The sequence below is a fragment of the Actinokineospora auranticolor genome, assembly GCF_041897805.1.
GTDB lineage: Bacteria > Actinomycetota > Actinomycetes > Mycobacteriales > Pseudonocardiaceae > Actinokineospora > Actinokineospora auranticolor.
Window position 1 is genome coordinate 7,940,704 of the sequence record NZ_CP154825.1, and the last position, 18,380, is coordinate 7,959,083.

General features: G+C 73.0%; 18 protein-coding genes. 6 read left to right on the forward strand and 12 right to left on the reverse strand.

The window, feature by feature from the left end:
• Window positions 1-2 precede the first annotated feature (2 nt).
• Complete coding sequence (locus tag V5P93_RS34730) at window positions 3-1,118, reverse strand: glycosyltransferase family 1 protein (RefSeq protein WP_181043352.1); 1,116 nt, start codon at window positions 1,116-1,118, stop codon at window positions 3-5.
• Between the two features lie 188 nt (window positions 1,119-1,306).
• Here V5P93_RS34730 and V5P93_RS34735 point away from each other — a divergent pair, with 188 nt between their 5' ends.
• Complete coding sequence (locus V5P93_RS34735; protein WP_104477909.1) at window positions 1,307-2,137, forward strand: inositol monophosphatase family protein; 831 nt, start codon at window positions 1,307-1,309, stop codon at window positions 2,135-2,137.
• An 84-nt stretch (window positions 2,138-2,221) separates the two neighbouring features.
• Window positions 2,222-2,974, forward strand: a complete 753-nt coding sequence (locus V5P93_RS34740) for an alpha/beta fold hydrolase (RefSeq protein ID WP_104477908.1) — start codon at window positions 2,222-2,224, stop codon at window positions 2,972-2,974.
• Here V5P93_RS34740 and V5P93_RS34745 read toward each other — a convergent pair.
• From V5P93_RS34745 to V5P93_RS34785, 9 genes are all read right to left on the reverse strand, one after another.
• Entirely contained in the window at window positions 2,967-4,556 is a 1,590-nt protein-coding gene (locus tag V5P93_RS34745; RefSeq protein WP_104477907.1) for a putative PEP-binding protein, read from the reverse strand. The two genes, V5P93_RS34740 and V5P93_RS34745, sit on opposite strands and share 8 nt — an antisense overlap.
• Window positions 4,553-5,608, reverse strand: a complete 1,056-nt coding sequence (gene paaE / locus V5P93_RS34750) for a 1,2-phenylacetyl-CoA epoxidase subunit PaaE (RefSeq protein ID WP_104478291.1) — start codon at window positions 5,606-5,608, stop codon at window positions 4,553-4,555. Before paaE ends, V5P93_RS34745 begins: the two co-directional genes overlap by 4 nt.
• 2 nt (window positions 5,609-5,610) lie before the next feature.
• Window positions 5,611-6,102 (reverse strand): 1,2-phenylacetyl-CoA epoxidase subunit PaaD, encoded by a 492-nt coding sequence (gene paaD, locus V5P93_RS34755; RefSeq protein WP_104478290.1) that lies wholly within the window; start codon window positions 6,100-6,102, stop codon window positions 5,611-5,613.
• Window positions 6,096-6,992: a 1,2-phenylacetyl-CoA epoxidase subunit PaaC gene (gene paaC / locus V5P93_RS34760; RefSeq protein WP_104477906.1), complete on the reverse strand. Its 897-nt coding sequence runs from the start codon at window positions 6,990-6,992 to the stop codon at window positions 6,096-6,098. Before paaC ends, paaD begins: the two co-directional genes overlap by 7 nt.
• A 6-nt stretch (window positions 6,993-6,998) precedes the next feature.
• Window positions 6,999-7,283, reverse strand: a complete 285-nt coding sequence (gene paaB / locus V5P93_RS34765; protein WP_104477905.1) for a 1,2-phenylacetyl-CoA epoxidase subunit PaaB — start codon at window positions 7,281-7,283, stop codon at window positions 6,999-7,001.
• Window positions 7,280-8,209, reverse strand: a complete 930-nt coding sequence (paaA, locus tag V5P93_RS34770; protein WP_104477904.1) for a 1,2-phenylacetyl-CoA epoxidase subunit PaaA — start codon at window positions 8,207-8,209, stop codon at window positions 7,280-7,282. Before paaA ends, paaB begins: the two co-directional genes overlap by 4 nt.
• Window positions 8,210-8,266: 57 nt before the next feature.
• Window positions 8,267-8,740 carry a DUF3592 domain-containing protein gene (locus tag V5P93_RS34775; protein ID WP_104477903.1) on the reverse strand — a complete coding sequence of 158 codons (474 nt, stop codon included), beginning with the start codon at window positions 8,738-8,740 and terminating at the stop codon, window positions 8,267-8,269.
• A gap of 115 nt (window positions 8,741-8,855) precedes the next feature.
• Window positions 8,856-10,541 (reverse strand): 2-succinyl-5-enolpyruvyl-6-hydroxy-3-cyclohexene-1-carboxylic-acid synthase, encoded by a 1,686-nt coding sequence (gene menD, locus V5P93_RS34780; protein ID WP_104477902.1) that lies wholly within the window; start codon window positions 10,539-10,541, stop codon window positions 8,856-8,858.
• Between the two features lie 323 nt (window positions 10,542-10,864).
• Window positions 10,865-12,202, reverse strand: a complete 1,338-nt coding sequence (locus V5P93_RS34785; protein ID WP_104477901.1) for a hypothetical protein — start codon at window positions 12,200-12,202, stop codon at window positions 10,865-10,867.
• A gap of 73 nt (window positions 12,203-12,275) precedes the next feature.
• Here V5P93_RS34785 and V5P93_RS34790 point away from each other — a divergent pair, with 73 nt between their 5' ends.
• Window positions 12,276-13,187 (forward strand): 1,4-dihydroxy-2-naphthoyl-CoA synthase, encoded by a 912-nt coding sequence (locus V5P93_RS34790; protein WP_104477900.1) that lies wholly within the window; start codon window positions 12,276-12,278, stop codon window positions 13,185-13,187.
• A gap of 3 nt (window positions 13,188-13,190) precedes the next feature.
• On the opposite strand, the gene V5P93_RS34795 is transcribed toward V5P93_RS34790, so the two are convergent.
• The gene (locus V5P93_RS34795) at window positions 13,191-14,165 is read right to left on the reverse strand and encodes an arylamine N-acetyltransferase (protein WP_104477899.1); all 975 of its coding nucleotides are present in this window, start codon (window positions 14,163-14,165) and stop codon (window positions 13,191-13,193) included.
• Window positions 14,166-14,240: 75 nt separating this feature from the next.
• On the opposite strand from V5P93_RS34795, the gene menE reads away from it, so the two are divergent.
• Window positions 14,241-15,365, forward strand: coding sequence for an o-succinylbenzoate--CoA ligase (menE, locus tag V5P93_RS34800; protein WP_104477898.1), 1,125 nt, complete (start codon window positions 14,241-14,243; stop codon window positions 15,363-15,365).
• On the opposite strand, the gene V5P93_RS34805 is transcribed toward menE, so the two are convergent.
• A complete protein-coding gene (locus tag V5P93_RS34805) occupies window positions 15,343-16,269 on the reverse strand; it encodes a TetR/AcrR family transcriptional regulator C-terminal domain-containing protein (protein WP_104477897.1) in 927 nt (308 codons plus the stop codon). The two genes, menE and V5P93_RS34805, sit on opposite strands and share 23 nt — an antisense overlap.
• 128 nt (window positions 16,270-16,397) lie before the next feature.
• Between V5P93_RS34805 and V5P93_RS34810 the strand changes: the two genes are divergently transcribed.
• Together V5P93_RS34810 and V5P93_RS34815 are read left to right on the forward strand one after the other, a co-directional pair.
• Complete coding sequence (locus V5P93_RS34810) at window positions 16,398-17,534, forward strand: FAD-dependent monooxygenase (protein WP_104477896.1); 1,137 nt, start codon at window positions 16,398-16,400, stop codon at window positions 17,532-17,534.
• A gap of 59 nt (window positions 17,535-17,593) precedes the next feature.
• Window positions 17,594-18,331, forward strand: coding sequence for an N-acetyltransferase (locus V5P93_RS34815; RefSeq protein WP_104477895.1), 738 nt, complete (start codon window positions 17,594-17,596; stop codon window positions 18,329-18,331).
• Window positions 18,332-18,380: the final 49 nt, after the last annotated feature.

Consider the following 18,380-nt stretch of genomic DNA (forward strand, 5'->3'; position numbering starts at 1 on the left):
GCTCAGGCCGCCTTGGCCCCTCTGCCGAGCGTGACCTCGTGGTAGTGCCCCAGCAGCTCCTCACACACCGCGCTCCACGTGCGGGTCTGCACGGCGGCCCGGCCCGCGGCGCCCATGCGGCGGCGCAGGAGGGCGTCGGCGAGGCGGTCGACGGCGGGGCGCAGCAGGTTCGGGAACTGGTCGGGGTCGAGCAGGAAACCGGTGCGGCCGTGGTCGACCAGGTCGCGCGGGCCGCCCGCGTCGGGGGCGATCACCGGCAGGCCCGACGCCATGGCCTCCTGGACGGCCTGGCAGAACGTCTCGTGCGGTCCGGTGTGCACGAACACGTCGAGGCTGGCGTAGGCGGTGGCCAGGTCGGCGCCCTCGCGGAAACCGAGGAAGGCCGCGTTGGGCAGGCGCTGGCGCAAGGCGGCGGATTCCGGTCCATCGCCCACTACGACGACGCGCACGCCGGGCAGGTTGTCGATGGCGGCGAGGTGTTCGACCCGTTTCTCCGGTGCGAGCCTGCCGACGTACCCGACTAGCAGTTCCCCGTTTGGCGCCAGTTGCGCCCTCAAACCGCGGTCTACGTGTTCCGGCGCGAACCGTCGAATGTCCACACCGCGCGCCCATCGGTACACGCGCGGGATGCCGTGGCCGGTCAGGTCGCGCACCGCGGCCGTCGACGGCGCGAGGGTCCGGTCGGCGTTGGTGTGCAGACGGCGGATCCAGCGCCACGCTGCCCGAGCGCCGCGGCTGAGCCCGTACGCGGCGGCGAAACCCGCGACATCGGTCTGGTAGACCGCGACCGTCGGCACCCCGAGCCGCCGGGCCGCCCAGAGTCCGCCCGCGCCGAGCACGAAGGGTGACGCCAGGTGCACCACGTCGGGTCTGAATTCAGCCAGGTCGGTGTGCAGCTTCGGGGTCGGCAGCCCGATCGGCAGGGACGTGATCACGGGCAGGTCGACCGCCCGGACCCGGACGACGTCCGCGTCGAGGTAGCGGTCGGGCCCGGCACCGGGGGCGATGACCAACGCCCGGTGCCCGCGCTGGTGGAGGTGTTCGAGCACCCGCAGGACGGAGTTGGTGACGCCGTTCACCTGCGGCAGGAAGCTCTCGGTCACGATCGCGACGCGCACCTGTCAGACCGTGGCACCCCGTGACGGCCGCCCGGTGGTCGCGCGCGTGACACCATGGCGAACGACACCGGAACTCCCGGTGGGGTGGGCCCGGGCTGTTGGCCAGTGACCAACCTTGGCCTGCCGATTCCCGAGCCGTCACCTGGCGGACGCACGTCGGCCACACGCGGTGGTCACTCTAGGTTGGCATGACGCTCCTGTCTTCCCGCTCGCGCAAACCAGTGGAACCCGGGCTGTTGTCCCGGGCCCTGGAGGTCGCGGGCCGCCTGGCCAACGACGCCACGGACGTGATCACCGCGACCGCCGGGCGCGGGGCCCGACCCGATGTCGTCGACTCGCCGTTCGACTGGGTGACCGACACCGACCGGACGCTGGAGCGCCACACGCGGCGGGTGCTCACCGCCGAGTTCCCCGGTATCCCCGTGGTCGGCGAGGAGTTCGGCGCAGACGTGGGGTCCGACGACTCCGAGTACCGCTGGGTGGTGGACCCGGTCGACGGCACCGCCAACTACGTCGCCGGGATGCCCTGGTGCGCCTACAGCCTGGCGCTGGTCGACGCGGAGGGTCCCGTGGTCGGCGTGGTCGCCGACCCGTACCGGAGCCAGATCTACGCCGCCGCGCGGGGTCGCGGCGCGCGGGCCAACGGGGTGCGGGTGGCGCTGAACGACCGCGACACCACCGCGGGCGCGATCGTGTGCACCGAGCTGGCCCGCAACGGCCCCTGGCCGGGCATGGGCGGGTTCATCGAGCGGGCCGCCACGGCGGGCGCGGGGGTGCGCGTGCTCGGCTCGGCCGCGCTGGCCGTCGCCCAGGTCGCGCTGGGCCACGCGGCGGCCGCGGTGCTGCACAGCTACCACGAATGGGACGTCGCGGGCGCGGTCGCGCTGGCCTTGGAGTCGGGGGCCGCCGTGCTGGACCGGCGCGGCGAGGACGCCCCGCTTCCGGTGGACGGCCTGCTGGTGGCGGCCCCGGGGGTGGCCGAGACGGTGCTGGGCTGGTGGCAGGAGACCGCGAGCTAGGCGCGACCTACCCGCGCGAACACCAGTCTTACTGGCATTTTCACACGTTGACACCCGCTTGCGGGCGGGGTTGGCTCCAAGGCCATGAAGACAGTGAAGTCGTTGGACGGCACGAAGCTGGTCTACGAGGCGGTCGGGTCCGGCAAGCCGGTGGTCCTGGTGGGTGGGGCGTTCAACAACCGCTCGTCCACCGAGCCGCTCGGCAAGCTGCTGGCGGAGTCCGGTCTGACCGCGGTGTCCTACGACCGGCGGGGCCGCGGCGACAGCCTCGACACGGACAACTACGCGGTGGACCGCGAGGTCGAGGACCTCGCCACGGTGCTGCACGAGGTCGGTTCCACCTGGGTGTACGGCATGTCCTCCGGTGCGCTGCTGGCGCTCAAGGCCGCGTCGCTCGGGGTCGTGGTGGACCGGATCGCGGTGTACGAGCCGCCGCTGGGCGCGCCGAACGCGGAGGCGTTCGCCGACGAGCAGGCCGAGCGGATCCGCGGTGGGCGCAGCGACGAGGCGGTGGAGGCGTTCCTGGCCACCACCGGTCTCCCGGCGCAGGGCATCGCGGAGATGCGCGAGGGTCCGTCGTGGATCTACCTGACCGCGCTCGCGCACACGCTGCCCTACGACGCCCGGATCGTGGCGCGCACGACGCTGGAGACGGTCGGCCGGGTCGAGGCGGCCACGCTCGTGGTCGACGGCGCGGCGAGCTCGCCGTTCCTGCGCGACGCGGCGGCGGCGATCGTCGACGCGATGCCGAACGCGACGGGCGTGTCCCTGGAGGGGCAGACGCACAACGTGGACGTCGCCGTGCTGGCGCCGGTCCTGGCGAAGTTCTTCAGCTGACCGACCTGACCGACCTGGCCGCCGCCCGCGCGCCGCGCGGGGACCCGGCGGCCAGCACGGCCGAGGCGATCTCACGGCACTGGTCGAGCGTGTGCTCGGCCAGTGCCGCGCGCACGTGCGGCGCGCCGACCGGCGCCATGGACAGCGAGTCGACGCCGAGGCCGACCAGCACCGGTGCCAGCAGCGGGTCGGCCGCCGCCTCGCCGCAGACACCGACCGGTTTGCCCGCCGCCCGGGCGGCGCGCGCGGTGCGGGCGACGAGGTCGAGCAGGGCGGGCTGCCACGGGTCGAGCAGGTCGGCGAGCGAGCCCAGTTCGCGGTCGGCGGCGAAGGTGAACTGCGCCAGGTCGTTCGTGCCGATGCTGACGAAGTCCACTTCGGACGCGATGTCCGCGGCTCGGAGCGCGGCAGCCGGGATTTCGATCATCACCCCCACCTGAGCGATACCGCGTTCCCGTGCCACTACGGCGAAATCGGCGGCTTCAGCGGCGGTGGCGACCATCGGGGCCATGACCCACAGCTCGACCCCCGTGTCGGCTGCGGCCAAGACGATGGCGTCGAGTTGGTCGTGGAGATGGCCGAGGTGGCGGCGCGCGGTGCGCAGGCCGCGAACTCCAAGAGCCGGGTTGGGCTCCGGTTCGTCGGCCACGAACGGGACAGGCTTGTCCGAGCCGGCGTCCACTGTGCGCACTACGACTCGTTTTCCGCTAAGAGGCTCGAAAACGGCGCGATACGCCGTGCGCTGCTCTTCGACTGTCGGCGGATTCTTACGGCCCAGGAACAAGAACTCGGTGCGGAAGAGCCCAACACCTTCGACGTCGCCGATGTCGGTAGGTCCGCCGATGTTGGCCAGCAAGGCGATCCGGTGACCGTCAGCGGTGCGCCCGGGCCCACCGAGCACGGGGCTCGCGATTGCCTCATCCACCGGGTCTTCGACAACAACGCCCCTGGTCCCGTCCACCCGCACCCGCTGACCATCCACAAGCGACGCGGCGGCCGGGCAGGCGACCACGGCCGGGATGCCGAGCGAGCGGGCCAGGATCGCGGTGTGGCTGGTCGGCCCGCCGCGTTCGGTGACCAGGCCCAGCACCACCGCCGGGTCGAGCGACGCGGCGTCGGCGGGGGCGAGGTCGGCGGCGACCAGCACGTACGGGTGACCAGGTTCGGGCAGGCCCGGCATCGGCAGCCCGAGCAGGTGGGCCACCGCGCGGTCCCGGACGTCGTCGAGGTCGGCGGCCCGCGCAGCCAGGTGCGAGTCGGCCAGCAGGTCCCGGTACCCGGCCACGGCCCGGTCGACGGCCCACGCGGCGGGCATCCCCTGCCCGACCAACTCCGCCACCTTCGCGCCGAGCCCGGGGTCGCGGGCCATCAACGCGGCGGCGACCAGCACGTCCCCGTCCTCGGCCAGGTCCGCGCGCCGCGCCAACTCGACCGCGACGGCCTCCAGCGCGCCAAGGGCCCGTTCCCGCTCGTCCGGTCCGGGCTCGGGTGCGGAGTCGGGCAGGACCGGCGGACGGCCGAGGCGGGCCACCGGGCCGGTGGCCGTGCCGGGGCAGGCGCCGAGGCCGGTGTGCGTGCTCACGCGTCGAAGTCGACCGTGACCGCTTCGGTGACCGGGAGCCCCTGGCAGGTGAGCACGAACCCGGCGTCGAGTTCGTGCTGCTCCAGCGCGTAGTTGCGGCGCATCTCGACCGCGCCGCTGACCACCCGGGCGCGGCAGGTCCCGCAGACCCCGCCCTTGCAGGCGAAGGGCAAGTCGGCGCGCACCCGCTGGGCGGCGTCGAGGATGGGTTCGTCGAAGGGCAGGGCCAGGGTGGTCTCGCGGCCGTCGAGGACGACGGTGACCGCGGCCGTCGGGCCGTCCACGCGCCGCTCGTCGACCCGCTTGGGCTCGGGCGGCGGCTCGTCGACGTAGAACAGCTCCCGGTGGATCCGCCCGCCGTCGACCCCGCGCCCGCCGAGCACCGCGTACGCGTCCTGGACCAGGCCGAACGGGCCGCAGAGCCACCAGTGGTCGATGTCGGCGGTGGGCACCACGCGGTCGAGCAGGGCGGTGATCCGGTCGGCGTCGAGGCGGCCGGAGAACAGCTCCACGTCACCCGGTTCGCGGGAGAGCACGTGCACCAGTTGCAGGCGGGACGGGTAGCGGTCCTTGAGGTCGGCCAGGTCTTCGGCGAACATCACGGTGTCCGAGCGGCGGTTGCCGTAGACCAGCGTGACGCGGGTGTCCGGCGCGGCCAGGACGGTCGCGGCGATGGACAGCACGGGCGTGATCCCGGACCCGGCGGCGAGGAACGCGTGGTAGCCACCGGGCTCCACGGTCGGGGTGAAAGTGCCTTGCGGCGGGAGGACCTCGAGCTTGTCGCCGGGTTTGAGGTCGTCCACGAGCTGGGTGGAGAACAGACCCCCTTCGACCCTGCGCACGCCGATCCGCGGCGCTGCGCCGACAGGGGCGCAGATCGAGTAAGAGCGGCGTTCTTCGTGTCCCTCGACGTCTTGGCGCAACGTGAGGTACTGGCCCGCCTTGAAGGCGAACTGCTCGGCCAGGGAATCCGGCACGGCGAAGGTGATGGCCACGGCGTCGTCGCAGAGCCGGTCGACGCGGGCGACCGGGAGGGGGTGGAAGGCGCGCACGGTCACAGTTCCTTGATCTGCTCGAACGGTTCGCGGCAGTCCTCGCAGCGGCGCAGGGCCTTGCACGCGGTGGAGCCGAACCTCGACAGCTCGGTGGTGCGGTGCGAGCCGCAGCGCGGGCACGCCACCCGTCGCGTGGGGGGCTCCAGGTTCAGCGGGATGGGTCCGACCGTGCGCGGTCCGATTCGCTGCGGTGGGGCTATCCCGTGGTCGGACAGCTTGCGCAGACCGTCTTCGCTGATCCAGTCCGTAGTCCACGCCGGGTGCAGGACAGTGCGGACGTCGACATCGGTGTACCCGGCCTCGGTAAGGCTCTCCTTGAGATCCGCGCGCATCTCGTCGAGAGCGGGACACCCGGAGTAGGTGGGCGTGATGGTGACGGTGACCTTGCCGTCGACCTCTTGCACATCCCGCAGCACCCCGAGGTCGGCGAGGGTGAGGACCGGCAGCTCCGGGTCGAGTACCTGCTCGGCGACCCGCCGCGCGCTCACCAGTGCGCTCCCGGCATCGACCGGGCCACGTGCTGCAGCTCGGCGAGCAGGTAGCCCATGGCCTCGGTGTGCACGCCGTCGCGCCCGGCCTGGCCCGCGAGCGCGGCGACCTGCCGCACCTCGGGCCGGTCCAGCCCGGCGGCGCGGAGCACGGTGTCGAGCACGTCGTCGACCTCGGCGCGCAGCGCGGCCGGGTCGACGCCGACGCCCGCGTCGGCCAGCGCGGCCTCGACCGGGTGCGTGACGTACAGCTCCTCGGTGTACGCCCAGACCAGCGCCAGCCCGGCGACGATCCGCTCCCGCGAGTACTCGGTGCCGCCCGCGAGCCGCAGCACCCACTGGGCGGCGTGGTCGCGGTGGTAGGCCAGCTCCTTGACGCCCTTCGCGGCCGCGGCGGACAGCACCGGGTCCAGCGAGCCGGTGAGCCGCTGGAACAGCGCCAGCCGCCACGACGAGAACACCAGCAGCCGGGCGATGGTGGTGCCGAAGTCGCCGCCGGGGCCGGGACCGCAGTCGATCTCGGCCAGCCGGACGTTGCGGAACTCGCGCTCGTCGCGCAGGTAGGCCAGCTCGTCCTCGTCGCGGCCGACCCCCTCCACCTCGGCGGCCCGGGTGAGCAGCATCCGGGCCTGACCCAGCAGGTCGAGGGCGATGTTGGCCAGCGCGACGTCCTCTTCCAGTTCGGGCGCGCGCGAGCACCACTCGGCCAGGCGCTGGGCCAGGACCAGCGCGTCGTCGCCGAGCATCAGGCAGTAGGCGGCCAGGTCGTCGTGGTCGACCAGGGGCGGCACGGCGCGGTCGACACCGGTCAGCGCTTCGGTGAAGCCGGTGCCGAAGGCCCAGTGCCGCTCCTCGCTACCGTCCTCGACCAGCCCGTCGTAGGCGTTGTCCATTGGTCCTCACAGGTGGGGGACGTCGTCGGGGATGGCGTAGAACGTGGGGTGCCGGTAGACCTTGTCGCCGCTGGGGGCGAAGAACGGGTCCTTCTCGTCCGGGCTGGACGCGGTGATCGCGTCGGCGCGCACGACCCAGATGCTCACGCCCTCGTTGCGGCGGGTGTAGAGGTCGCGGGCGTTGCGCAGCGCCATCTCGTCGTCGGGTGCGTGCAGCGAGCCGACGTGCACGTGGTTGAGGCCGCGCTTGCCGCGCACGAACACCTCGTAGAGGGGCCAGGAACCGCTCACGCCACCGCCTCCGAGTTCTTCTTGGCCGCGTACGCCGCAGCGGCCTCGCGGACCCAGGCGCCATCCTCGTGGGCTTGGCGGCGGTGCGCGACGCGCTGCGCGTTGCACGGCCCGTCGCCCTTGACGACCCGCCAGAACTCGGCCCAGTCGATCTCGCCGAAGTCGTAGTGGCCGCGCTCGTCGTTCCAGACCAGCTTCGGGTCCGGGAAGGTGACGCCGAGCTTGACCGCCTGCGGGACGGACATGTCGACGAAGCGCTGGCGCAGCTCGTCGTTGGTGTGCCGCTTGATCCGCCAGTGCATGGACTGCTCGGTGTTCGAGCTCTCCGCGTCCGGCGGGCCGAACATCATCAGCGACGGCCACCACCAGCGGTTCACCGCGTCCTGGACCAGGTCCCGCTGCTGCTTGGTGCCGCCCATCATGGTCATCAGCAGCTCGTAGCCCTGTCGCTGGTGGAAGGACTCCTCCTTGCAGACGCGGATCATCGCGCGCGCGTACGGGCCGTAGGAGGTGCGGCACAGCGGCACCTGGTTGCAGATCGCGGCGCCGTCGACCAGCCAGCCGATGACGCCGACGTCGGCGAAGGTCAGGGTGGGGTAGTTGAAGATCGACGAGTACTTCTGCCTGCCCGAGATGAGCTTCTCGGTCAGCTCGGCCCGGTCCGCGCCGAGGGTCTCGGCGGCGGCGTAGAGGTAGAGCCCGTGGCCCGCCTCGTCCTGCACCTTGGCCAGCAGGATCGCCTTGCGGCGCAGCGACGGCGCGCGGCTGATCCAGTTGCCCTCCGGCTGCATGCCGATGATCTCCGAGTGCGCGTGCTGCGCGATCTGCCGGATCAGCGTGCTGCGGTAGCCGTCGGGCATCCAGTCCCGCGGCTCGACTCGGTGGTCGGCCGCCACGACGCGGTCGAACTCGCGCTCCAGGTCCACAACACCTGATGTTACACCGGAAAGCGAAATTCGCAGAGGACTGTCACATCGCCGGGATCAGACCCGGGGCTTCCGGCGGGGCCGGAGCTTGCGGACGTGCAGCGGGCCCTTGCGGCGCAGCCAGTAGAGGACGCCGCCCACCACCACCCAGACCCCCAGCACGGCCGTGCTGACCGGCAGGATCGTCAGCGCGGCGCCGCGCCCCGCGACCCGGACCAGGTCGGGGTTGGCCTGGTCGTACTCGACCCGCACGACCTGCCCCTCCGCCAGCGCCTCCGGGTAGAGCACGCCCACCGTGGGCACGTGCTCGGCGCCGTCCGGGGTCTGGAAGCGGACCAGGGTCCGCCCCGGGGAGACGCTCACGACCTCGGCGTTGGCGTTGCCGGTGCGCCCCTCGATGGCCGCGTCCTCGGTGAACGCGGCGACGACGAGCAGCACGCCGAGCGCGGCGACGAGACCGCCGAGCACGATGGCGACCAGCGCGGTGATCGCCCGGCGGCGCTCGGGGCGGGTGAGCTGCTCTTCCTGCACGCGCCCAGCCTAATCAGCGGACTTGTGGATCACCCCGAGATCGCCACACCCACCGTCGGCCGGGCGAAGCCCGGCCGAACTCCCATACCCCGCCAACCGGCGCTCCCCACCCAGCTCAACCCGTGATTGCCGCGCCGACGGCAGACCGGAGGCGCGCGTGCAAATCTCGCAGTCCATCCCGACTCGCGCACACCTCGACCACGTTCAACCCCGGTCGCGGCTCGAGCGCCGCGCGGAACTCGGCGGCGCTCTTCGGCCGGGTGTGCGCGACCCGGTGCGCGGCGCACAGCAGAGCCAGGTCGACCCCGTGCGGGGTGCCGAAGACCCGCTCGAAGCTGCCGCGGTGTTCGGCGGCGCCCTGCTCCAGCAGCGAGAAGATGCCGCCGCCGTTGTCGTTGAGCACGACGACCGTCAGGTCGGGGCGCTGCTCGCCCGGGCCGATCAGCAGGCCGTTGGCGTCGTGCAGGAACGTCAGGTCGCCGACCAGGGCGTACGCGGGGGTGCCACCGCCGAGCGCGATGCCCGCGGCGGTCGAGAGGTTCCCGTCGATCCCCGCCACGCCCCGGTTCGCGTGCACCACGACGTCCGGGCGGTGGTGGGCGACGAGGTCGACGTCGCGGACCGGGTTGGACGAGCCGAGGAACAGCACGGACCGCGGCGGCAGCGCGTCCACCAGGTCGCGGGCGATGTGCAGGCCGGTCGGCCACGGCTCATCCGCCAGCAGGTCGGCCACCGCGACCCCGGCGGCGTCCTCGGCGTCCTGCCAGCCCGCCAGCCAGCCCGGCTCGTGCCCGGTGACGTGCGCGAGGTCGTCCTGGTCGAGCCAGCTGCGCACGTGCGTGGCCACGAACTGCGGATCTGTCCACTGTGGATGGTCACCGATGCCGTAGACCGGCACGCGGTCCATCAGCCCGCGCACGCCCCGCGACAGCGTCGGCCTGCCGACGACCACCACCGCGTCCGGGCGCAAGTGCGCCGGGAGCGCGCCCGTGCCGAGCAGCAGGGGGCCGCCGCGCAGCACCCGGGCGCCGCCCGCGATGGCCGCCGCCGCGCCGACCGGCTCGGCGACCACGGGCCAGCCCGCCTTGGCCGCCACCCCGGCCGCCGAGGTCGCGCGGGCCGGGTCGCCGCTGCCGACGACCATCAGGGTGCGCGCGGGCAGCGGGAAGTCGACCCGGTTGCCGGGCAGCGCGCGGGAGGCGGACCACGTGGTCCAGCGCAGGCCGCCGGGCCTGCCGTCGAGGGCGTCCGGCCACTCGTCGCCGAAGGTCGGCACCAGCGGCTCGCGGAACGGGATGTTCAGCTGCACGGGTCTGCCGGTCTCGGCGCGGGCCACACCGCGGCAGACCAGCCCGCGCCACACGGGGTTGAGCCCGGCGCGCCGCTCGGCCACCGGGAAGTCCACCGCGACGGCGGCGGAACCGAAGATGTTGCGCTGGTCGATGGTCTGGTTCGCGCCCGTGCCGTGCAGCTCCGGCGGCCGGTCGGCGGTGATCAGCAGGACCCCGACACCCGAGTGGTGCGCCTCCAGCACGGAGGGGTGCAGGTTCGCCACGGCCGTCCCGGACGTGCACACCACGGCGGCGGGCCTGCCGGTCGCGCGGCCGAGGCCGAGCGCGAAGAACCCGGCGGACCGCTCGTCGACGCGGACGTGCAGCGTCAACCGACCCCGCTCCGCCGCCTCCGCCAAGGCGAACGCCAACGGCGCGTCGCGCGACCCCGGGCACAGCACGACCTGCCGAACCCCGTTGCGGACCAACTCGTCGACCACGACGGTGGCCATCGCGGTGGACGGATTCACTTCCACCCCTTCTCGCTCGGAAACCACTCGGAACTACCCGACCCCCGACCATTCCCGCCGGACAACGCGGCAGGCAACCACAACCCGCCGAAGTGACGCAGACCGGCCGGGGTCGATCGCCCGTGGGAGCGTGACCGGCGCTCCCGTCCGGGCGCGGGACCAGCCGGTCAGTCGCATTCGGACCGGCTCCCCCACAACCAATCTCACCACCGAACCGGCCGGGCCACCCGCGAACGGAAGCTGGATCACACCGCCCGCCGCCCCATCGCGCACCGGGAAACCCCGGGAACCGGCCCCCGGGAACGCTTCCGCGACCGGAGCGGTCAGGAGCCCGCGACGGCGGTGGGGTGTTCGTGGGGGCGGTGGCGGAACAGGACGCGGGCGCGCAGGCTCCAGCGCGCCATGGCGCGGCCCGCCTGGGTGAGGCCGACGCGGCGGGCGGTCCAGTCCGCGTCGAGGGCGTCGAGGACGCGGAGGCGGCGGAGGAACCAGGAGCCGATCTCGGCGGCGTGGGTGGGGCCGAACGGGGCGCCCGCGCCGTCGGTCCAGCCCTCCTCGGTGAGCACGTGGGCGATCTTCTCGAAGATCCGGGTCGGCGCCATGCGGTCCTCCAGCAGCAGCGCCGCGCAGACCACCTCCTGGGTGACGCCCAGGGCCGTGCGGTCCAGCGAGATCAACCGCTCGCCCACCGTCATGAGGAGGGAGTCGGCGTCGTCGAGCAGCGCGGTGCCCTGGTCGGTGAGCCGCAGCCGGGTGCCGTCGCGGACCGTCAGGCCGAAGTCGCCCGCCAGTTCCCGTAACAGCTTCACCGGCGGCCACTGGGACTCGCTGCGGCCCGCGCCGCCGAGTTCGGTGCAGGTGGGCATCAGGTCGACCAGGTCGCCGACCAGGGTGGTCGGCAGGTAGCCGCTGCCGGTGAGCCGGGCGCCCTGGCCCTGGCACTGGGTGAGCAGGTAGGTCAGCGCGGGCAGGTGCGCGCCGTCGCTCTCCGGGGCGCGGCGGACCTCCGGGCGCAGCCGGACCATCAGCTCGCGGCGGGTCTGGCTGCCGCGGCCCAGGGTCCACTCGTCGAGGCGCTCGTCGAGCAGCCGGACGAACCAGGTCTCGTCGCCCTCGTTCTCCGGGCTGGTGAGCAGCCGCATGACCAGACCGACGCGCAGCGCGTCGGCGCCGTCGGCGGGCAGGGTGCCCGCGTCCACCGCCTCCTCCAGCAGCCGCCCGGCGGCCGCGTGCAGCGCCGTCTCGATCGGGCCGCCCTGGTCGGCCCAGGTCATCAGCGGGGTGTCCGGCGGCCAGACGCCGGACGCGCGCCAGGCCGCGGCGACGAGTTCCCGGTAGCGCGGGTCCGCGCCCGCCGCGTCGAGGATGGCCCGGGTGGTCTCGGCGCGGCACACCGCGGCGTAGTCGGCGTGGCCGAGCAGGTCGAGCAGTTCGGCGAAGGACTCGCAGGTCTGGTGCAGGTCGTCGAAGGCGCCTTGGCCGCCGGGGCTGTGGTGGGCCTGCGGGAGCGTGCTCCACACCATTTGCTGCACGTCGTAGCGGGTGACCTTGGTCGGGTGGGCCGCGGTCGCGCGCATCACGTGCCAGAGCGCGTGCGCGTGCTTCGCCGCGGTGTCGTCCCGCGCGCGGATGACCGCCAGCGCCGAGTCCAGGTCGTGCACGACCCCAGCTTGACACGCCGGCGGCCAACCCCGCGAACGACTGTCCACAGGTCCGCCGGCATGCTCGGGCGGCGTGGCAGATCCCGAGGTTTCCGAACTGTTCGATCCGGCTCGCTGGCGGTCCGTCGAGGGGTTCGACTTCACCGACATCACCTACCACCGGGCGGTGGACACGGGGGCCGTGCGCATCGCGTTCGACCGGCCGGAGGTGCGCAACGCCTTCCGCCCGCACACCGTCGACGAGTTGTACCGGGCGCTGGACCACGCGCGGATGAGCGCCGACGTCGGCTGCGTGCTGCTGACCGGCAACGGCCCGTCGCCCCGCGACGGCGGCTGGGCCTTCTGCTCCGGCGGCGACCAGCGCATCCGGGGCCGCACGGGCTACCAGTACGCGGCGGGCGAGACCGCCGAGACGGTGGACCCGGCGCGCGCGGGCAGGCTGCACATCCTCGAGGTCCAGCGGCTGATCCGGTTCATGCCGAAGGTCGTCGTCGCCGTGGTCCCCGGCTGGGCCGCGGGCGGCGGCCACAGCCTGCACGTGACCTGCGACCTGACCCTGGCCAGCGCCGAGCACGCCCGGTTCAAGCAGACCGACGCCGACGTGGGCAGCTTCGACGGCGGGTTCGGGTCGGCGTACCTGGCCCGCCAGGTGGGCCAGAAGTTCGCCCGCGAGATCTTCTTCCTCGGCCGGACCTACACCGCGGCGGACATGGTCCGGATGGGCGCGGTGAACCAGGCCGTGCCGCACGCCGAGTTGGAGGAGACCGCGCTCCAGTGGGCGCGGGAGATCAACGGCAAGTCCCCGACGGCGCAGCGGATGCTCAAGTTCGCGTTCAACGCCATCGACGACGGCCTCATCGGCCAGCAGGTGTTCGCGGGCGAGACCACCCGCTTGGCCTACATGACCGACGAGGCCGTCGAGGGCCGCGACTCGTTCCTGGAGAAGCGCGACCCGGACTGGTCCCGCTTCCCGTACTACTACTGAGGGCTACTTGCCCCGGCGCAACACCTCGTGGTCGGCCAGCAGCCGGGCCCACAGCGCGGCCCGCCGGTCGGTGTCCACATCGGACAGCGGTAGCTCGAACACGTCGGCCAGGGTGGCGAAGTAGTCGCCCTGGTCGGCGATGTCGGACTTGTCCTCCCCCTCGGTGGTGCGGTGGGTGAGGACGAGTCCGCGCAGCGTCGTGACGGTGTCGGCGTCCCGGCGGCACACGCTGACGATGCGTACGAAACCCGACTCCGGCTCGGTGGACAACGCCTTCTGCCGGAAGCCGAAGTCCGCGAGCGTCCCCTCGAAGGGCGTGAAGTCCATGCCGTGGAAGTAGCCGCGCGGGTCGTGGTCGAACCGCCAGCCGCCCGGCACGATCCCGGACGGGCGCAGGCCGAACACCGACGGCCCCTGCCGGTACTGGCCGGGCACCAGCGGCAGCGGGCCGTGCAGGGCGTCGCCCAGTCCGATGTCGACGTACCAGCGACCGCCCGGGGACTGCGCGGACGGCAACCCGCGCACCTCGACGGCGAGGTGGTTGGCGTAGGCCCGGAACGGCTCGGAGTCGGCGCTGAGCTGCACGGTGCCGACCCGCCAGTGCGCGTCGAAGCCGAGCCAGTCCAGCAGGCAGGCGAACGCGCCGTTGAGGTGGTAGCAGTAGCCGCCGCGACCGCCGACCACGTGCCGCACGGACTCCAGCGGCTCCACCCCGCGCGGTTCGCCGATCGCGATCCACACGACCTCGAACGGGACCCGCTCGACGTGCGCGTGGTGCAGGGCGACCAGGGTGTCGAGGGTGGGCGGCGGCGGGGCGTCCCAGCCGAGCCGCTTGAGGTAGTCGTCGCGCAGGGCGGTGTCGAGCGGCCTGCGCCACGGCCGGGCCAGCCGCTCGGGGTCGGCCTCGGCCCGCCGCACGTCCGCGCGCAGCCGCGGCGGCGCGGGCTCGACCCACTCCTCGAAGTCCGACTGGGACATGGCTGACCTCCGGTTTCCCACTACGCCTCGCCGGTCCGAGGGTAGGTCGTCCGGCCGACTGCCAGGATTGACCCTGTGCGCACACTTGTCCTCGATGGCGGCCCCGGATCGGTCCGCGCCCTGGCGGACGCCCTGCGCGCGGCGCTGCTGGACGCGGCACCGGGCACCGTGCTGCCGCTCGGTCCCGGCGAGTCGGACGCGGACCTGCGGCCGGACCTGCCGGTCGAACCCGGTACGGCCTTGATCGTGCGCACGTCCGGGTCCACGGGCGCGCCGAAGGGCGTGCTGCTGTCGGCGACGGCGCTGCGGGCTTCGGCCGAGGCGACCCACCGCCGGTTGGGCGGCGCGGGCACGTGGCTGCTGGCCGTGCCCGCCCACCACATCGCGGGCGTGCAGGTCGTGGTGCGCTCGCTGCTGGCCGGGACCCCGTTGGCGGTCCTGCCCGCGGGCGGCTTCCGGGGGCGGCCGTTCGTGGAGGCCGCCGCCGACGTGCTGACCGCGACCGGCCCGCGCTACACCGCGCTCGTCCCCACCCAGCTGACCAGGCTGCTCACCGAGGGCGGCGACGCGCTGGCCGCCTTGCGCGCCTTCGACGCCGTCCTGGTCGGCGGGGCCGCCACCGCGCCGACGACCCTGGCCCGCGCCCGGGAGGCGGGGGTCGCGGTCGTGACCACCTACGGCATGTCCGAGACCGCGGGCGGCTGCGTCTACGACGGCAGGCCCCTCGACGGCGTCCAGGTCCGCATCACCGACGACCGCGTCGAGTTGGGTGGCCCCACCCTCGCCCACGGCTACCGCCTCGACCCCGAGTCCCCCGACTTCGCCTGCGGTTGGTTCCGCACCTCCGACCTCGGCACCCTGACCGACGGCGTGCTGGCGGTGCACGGCCGCGCCGACGACGTCATCAACACCGGCGGCGAGAAGGTCTCCCCAGCCGCCGTGGAACGCGTGCTGACCGCGCAGCCGGGTGTCGTCGAGGCGTGCGTCGTCGGCCTCCCGGACCCGGAGTGGGGTCAGCGCGTCGCCGCCGCGGTCGTCACCACCGCGCCGATTCCCTTGGCACCACTGACCGACGCGGTCCGCGCGGAACTCGGCGCGCCTGCGGTTCCCCGCCCGATCCGCGTGTTCCCAACACTTCCCCAACGCGGACCGGGCAAAGTGGACAGAGCGGCGGTCGTCACGCTCCTGGCTCGGGACTGACCGCGCCGACCTGCCGGAAGTACTCCGTCAACCCGTCGAGCATGCGGAGCAGGCCGAACTCGAAGAGGTTGTCCAGGCGCATGTCGTAGTCGAAGTCCTGGACCATGGCGGCGAAAACCGGGTAGTCGCCCGAAGACAGCAGTCGTACGAACTCGCCCTCGTTCTGGGACATCCACTCGTCGTCGGTCAGGCCCGTCTGCTCCTCGGCCTCACGCTCCCACTCCAGGTTCACCGCGGTGCCGCGCACGTAGTTGAACATCGTCACGTAGACGTGGAACTTCTCGTCCTTCGGCAGGTTCAAGGCGGCGAGCGCGGTCATCGTCCACTCGGCCTGGCGCAGCCCTTTCGGCAGGATCTGCGGTCGCGTCAGGGAGAACACCTGGGCCAGCCACGGGTGCCTGCGGAACATCCGCCACTGCTGGCGGGCGGCCAGTTCCAGGCCCGCCCGCCAGGACCGCGGCGCCCCTTCCGGGAACACCGCCTCGCCCATCGACTCGTCCATCATCAGCAGGATCAGGTCTTCCTTGCTGTCGACGTAGCGGTACGGCGCCATGGCCGCCACGCCCAGCTTCGCCGCCACCGCGCGCATGGACAGACCGGCCAGGCCCTGGGTGTCGGCGATCTCCATGGCCGCCGCGACGACCCGGGCCCTGGTCAGCCCCTCCGGTTCCGCGCGTTCCACCGGCCGCGCGGCGGGATCGGTGACCACGGTGCCGACCCTGGGCACGGCGTGGACCAGCCCCTCTTGCGTGAGCACCTGCAACGCCTTCGTCGCGGTGGCGAGCGCGACGCCCCAGTCGCGGGTGATCTGCCGGGTCGACGGCACGCGGTCACCCGGGTTCAGCTCCCCTGCGGCGATGCGCCCGCGCAGGTCGGCGGCCACCCGGCGGTACGGCGGTTCCATACACATCTCCTGTACTAGTACAGCGTGGGCAAAACTTTACCATTGACTAGGCTAGACATCTGTATGTACGTTGTAAACACAGCTTGCGGGACGGACCGCAGGAGCACAACCCGCAGGGGGAAATCGACATGCCTACCGCACTCATCTCCGGGGCCAGCATCGCCGGACCGGCCGTGGCCTACTGGCTCCAGCGCACCGGCTGGACCGTTACCGTCGTCGAGCGGGCTCCCGCGCTGCGGCGCGGCGGCCAGGCGGTGGACATCCGGGGGACCGCGCTCCAGGTCGTCGAGCGGATGGGCCTACACCCCGAAGTCGCGGCCCTGCACACCAAGATGCGCGGGATGTCCTTCGTGGACGCCGAGGGCAACGTCCTGATGAGCTCCACCGAGGAGACCCTGACCGGCGGCGTCATCGACAGCCCCGACATCGAGATCCTCCGCGACGACCTCGCCGAACTGCTGCACAGCGCCACCGCCGACCGGGTCGAGTACCTCTTCGGCGACACCATCACCGGTATCGACCAGAGCGGCGACCGCGCCGTGGTCACCTTCGAGCACGCCGAGTCCCGCGAGTTCGACCTGGTCGTGGGCGCCGACGGCCTGCACTCCCGGGTCCGCGCGCTCACCTTCGGCGAGGAGTCCCGGTTCCGCAGCGACCTGGGCACCTACGTGGCCATGTTCAGCCTGGACAACCACCTCGACCTCGACCACTGGCAGACCTTCCACCAGGCGGAGGGCACCATGGTCGGCATCTACAGCGCGCGGGACAACACCGAGGCCCGCGGCATGCTCGGCTTCGAGGGCACGGACATCGACTACGACTTCCGCGACGTCGACGCCCAGCGCGAGCTGGTGGCCGCGCGGTTCGCCGACAACACGGGCTGGGAGACCCCGGCGCTGCTGCGCGCCATGTGGACCGCCCCGGACTTCCACTTCGACTCGTTCAGCCAGATCAAGATGGACACCTGGTCGCGCGGCCGGGTCACCCTGGTCGGCGACGCGGGCTACTGCCCATCCCCGCTCAGCGGGCAGGGCACCAGCCTGGCGCTGGTCGGCGCGTACCTGCTGGCCGCCGAACTGGCCAAGACGGACCTGTCCGCCGCGGGCCTCGAAACCGCGTTCGCCGCCTGCGAGACGCGCATGCGCCCGTTCATCGACAGTTGCATGCGGCTCGCCACCGACACCCCCGGGCAGCCCCCGTCGCCGGAGACCATGCGGGCCGCGGCCAACGGGATCTCGCTGGATGAGCCGGAGCCCGCTCGGTAGCACCCGCCCGCGGAATCTCGCTGGATGCGCCGAAGCCCGCTCGGTAGCGTCCGCTGATCGTGGACCTCGCCATCGTCACCCTCGCCGAACGCCCGGACCTGGCCCCGTGGATGACCGCCTTCCCCGGCGGCTGGCCGGAGTTCATGAAGCACGACCCGACCAGCGGGTTCTACTACAACGCCGTGAGCGAGTACTACGCCGAGTACGTGCTGCTGGCCTACGACCGCGCCGACCCGGACCGGGCCGTGGCGCAGGCCTACAGCGTCCCGGTGCACTGGGAGGACGACCTGCCCCCGGACGGGTGGGACCGGGTCATCCTGCGCGCCGCGCTGGACCGGCTGGCGGGCCGGGCGGCGAACCTGGTCTCCGCGATCGAGATCAGCATCCGCCCGGACCTGCGCGGCAGCGGCCTGTCCGGGGTGCTGCTGGGGGCCATGCGGGACAACACCCGCAGGCTCGGCTTCGACACCCTGGTCGCCCCGGTCCGGCCCAGCGCCAAGGCCGCGCACCAGGACGTGCCGATGACCGAGTACGCGCACCGGACCCGGGACGACGGCCTGCCGTTCGACCCGTGGCTGCGGGTGCACGTCCGGGCGGGCGGCGTGCTCGAGTCCGTGGCGCCCACCTCGATGACCATCGCCGGGACGCTCGCGCAGTGGCGGGACTGGACCGGTCTGCCGTTCGACGAGACCGGCCCGGTCGCCGTGCCGGGCGCGCTCGTACCGGTGAACTGCGCGGTCGAGCACGACTACGCGGTCTACGTCGAGCCGAACGTGTGGATCCGCCACCGGACGTGACAAGCCCCTCACCGGGCGGCGCCACCGGTCGCACCCGGGATCGATGAAG

Bases quoted from the DNA above. Each gene is read 5' to 3' on its own strand.
- V5P93_RS34805 (WP_104477897.1), bottom strand. From the start codon at position 16,269: ATGGAACCGCCGTACCGCCGGGTGGCCGCCGACCTGCGCGGGCGCATC.
- V5P93_RS34810 (WP_104477896.1), top strand. From the start codon at position 16,398: ATGCCTACCGCACTCATCTCCGGGGCCAGCATCGCCGGACCGGCCGTG.
- V5P93_RS34795 (WP_104477899.1), bottom strand. From the start codon at position 14,165: ATGTCCCAGTCGGACTTCGAGGAGTGGGTCGAGCCCGCGCCGCCGCGG.
- V5P93_RS34735 (WP_104477909.1), top strand. From the start codon at position 1,307: ATGACGCTCCTGTCTTCCCGCTCGCGCAAACCAGTGGAACCCGGGCTG.
- V5P93_RS34740 (WP_104477908.1), top strand. From the start codon at position 2,222: ATGAAGACAGTGAAGTCGTTGGACGGCACGAAGCTGGTCTACGAGGCG.
- paaC (WP_104477906.1), bottom strand. From the start codon at position 6,992: ATGGACAACGCCTACGACGGGCTGGTCGAGGACGGTAGCGAGGAGCGG.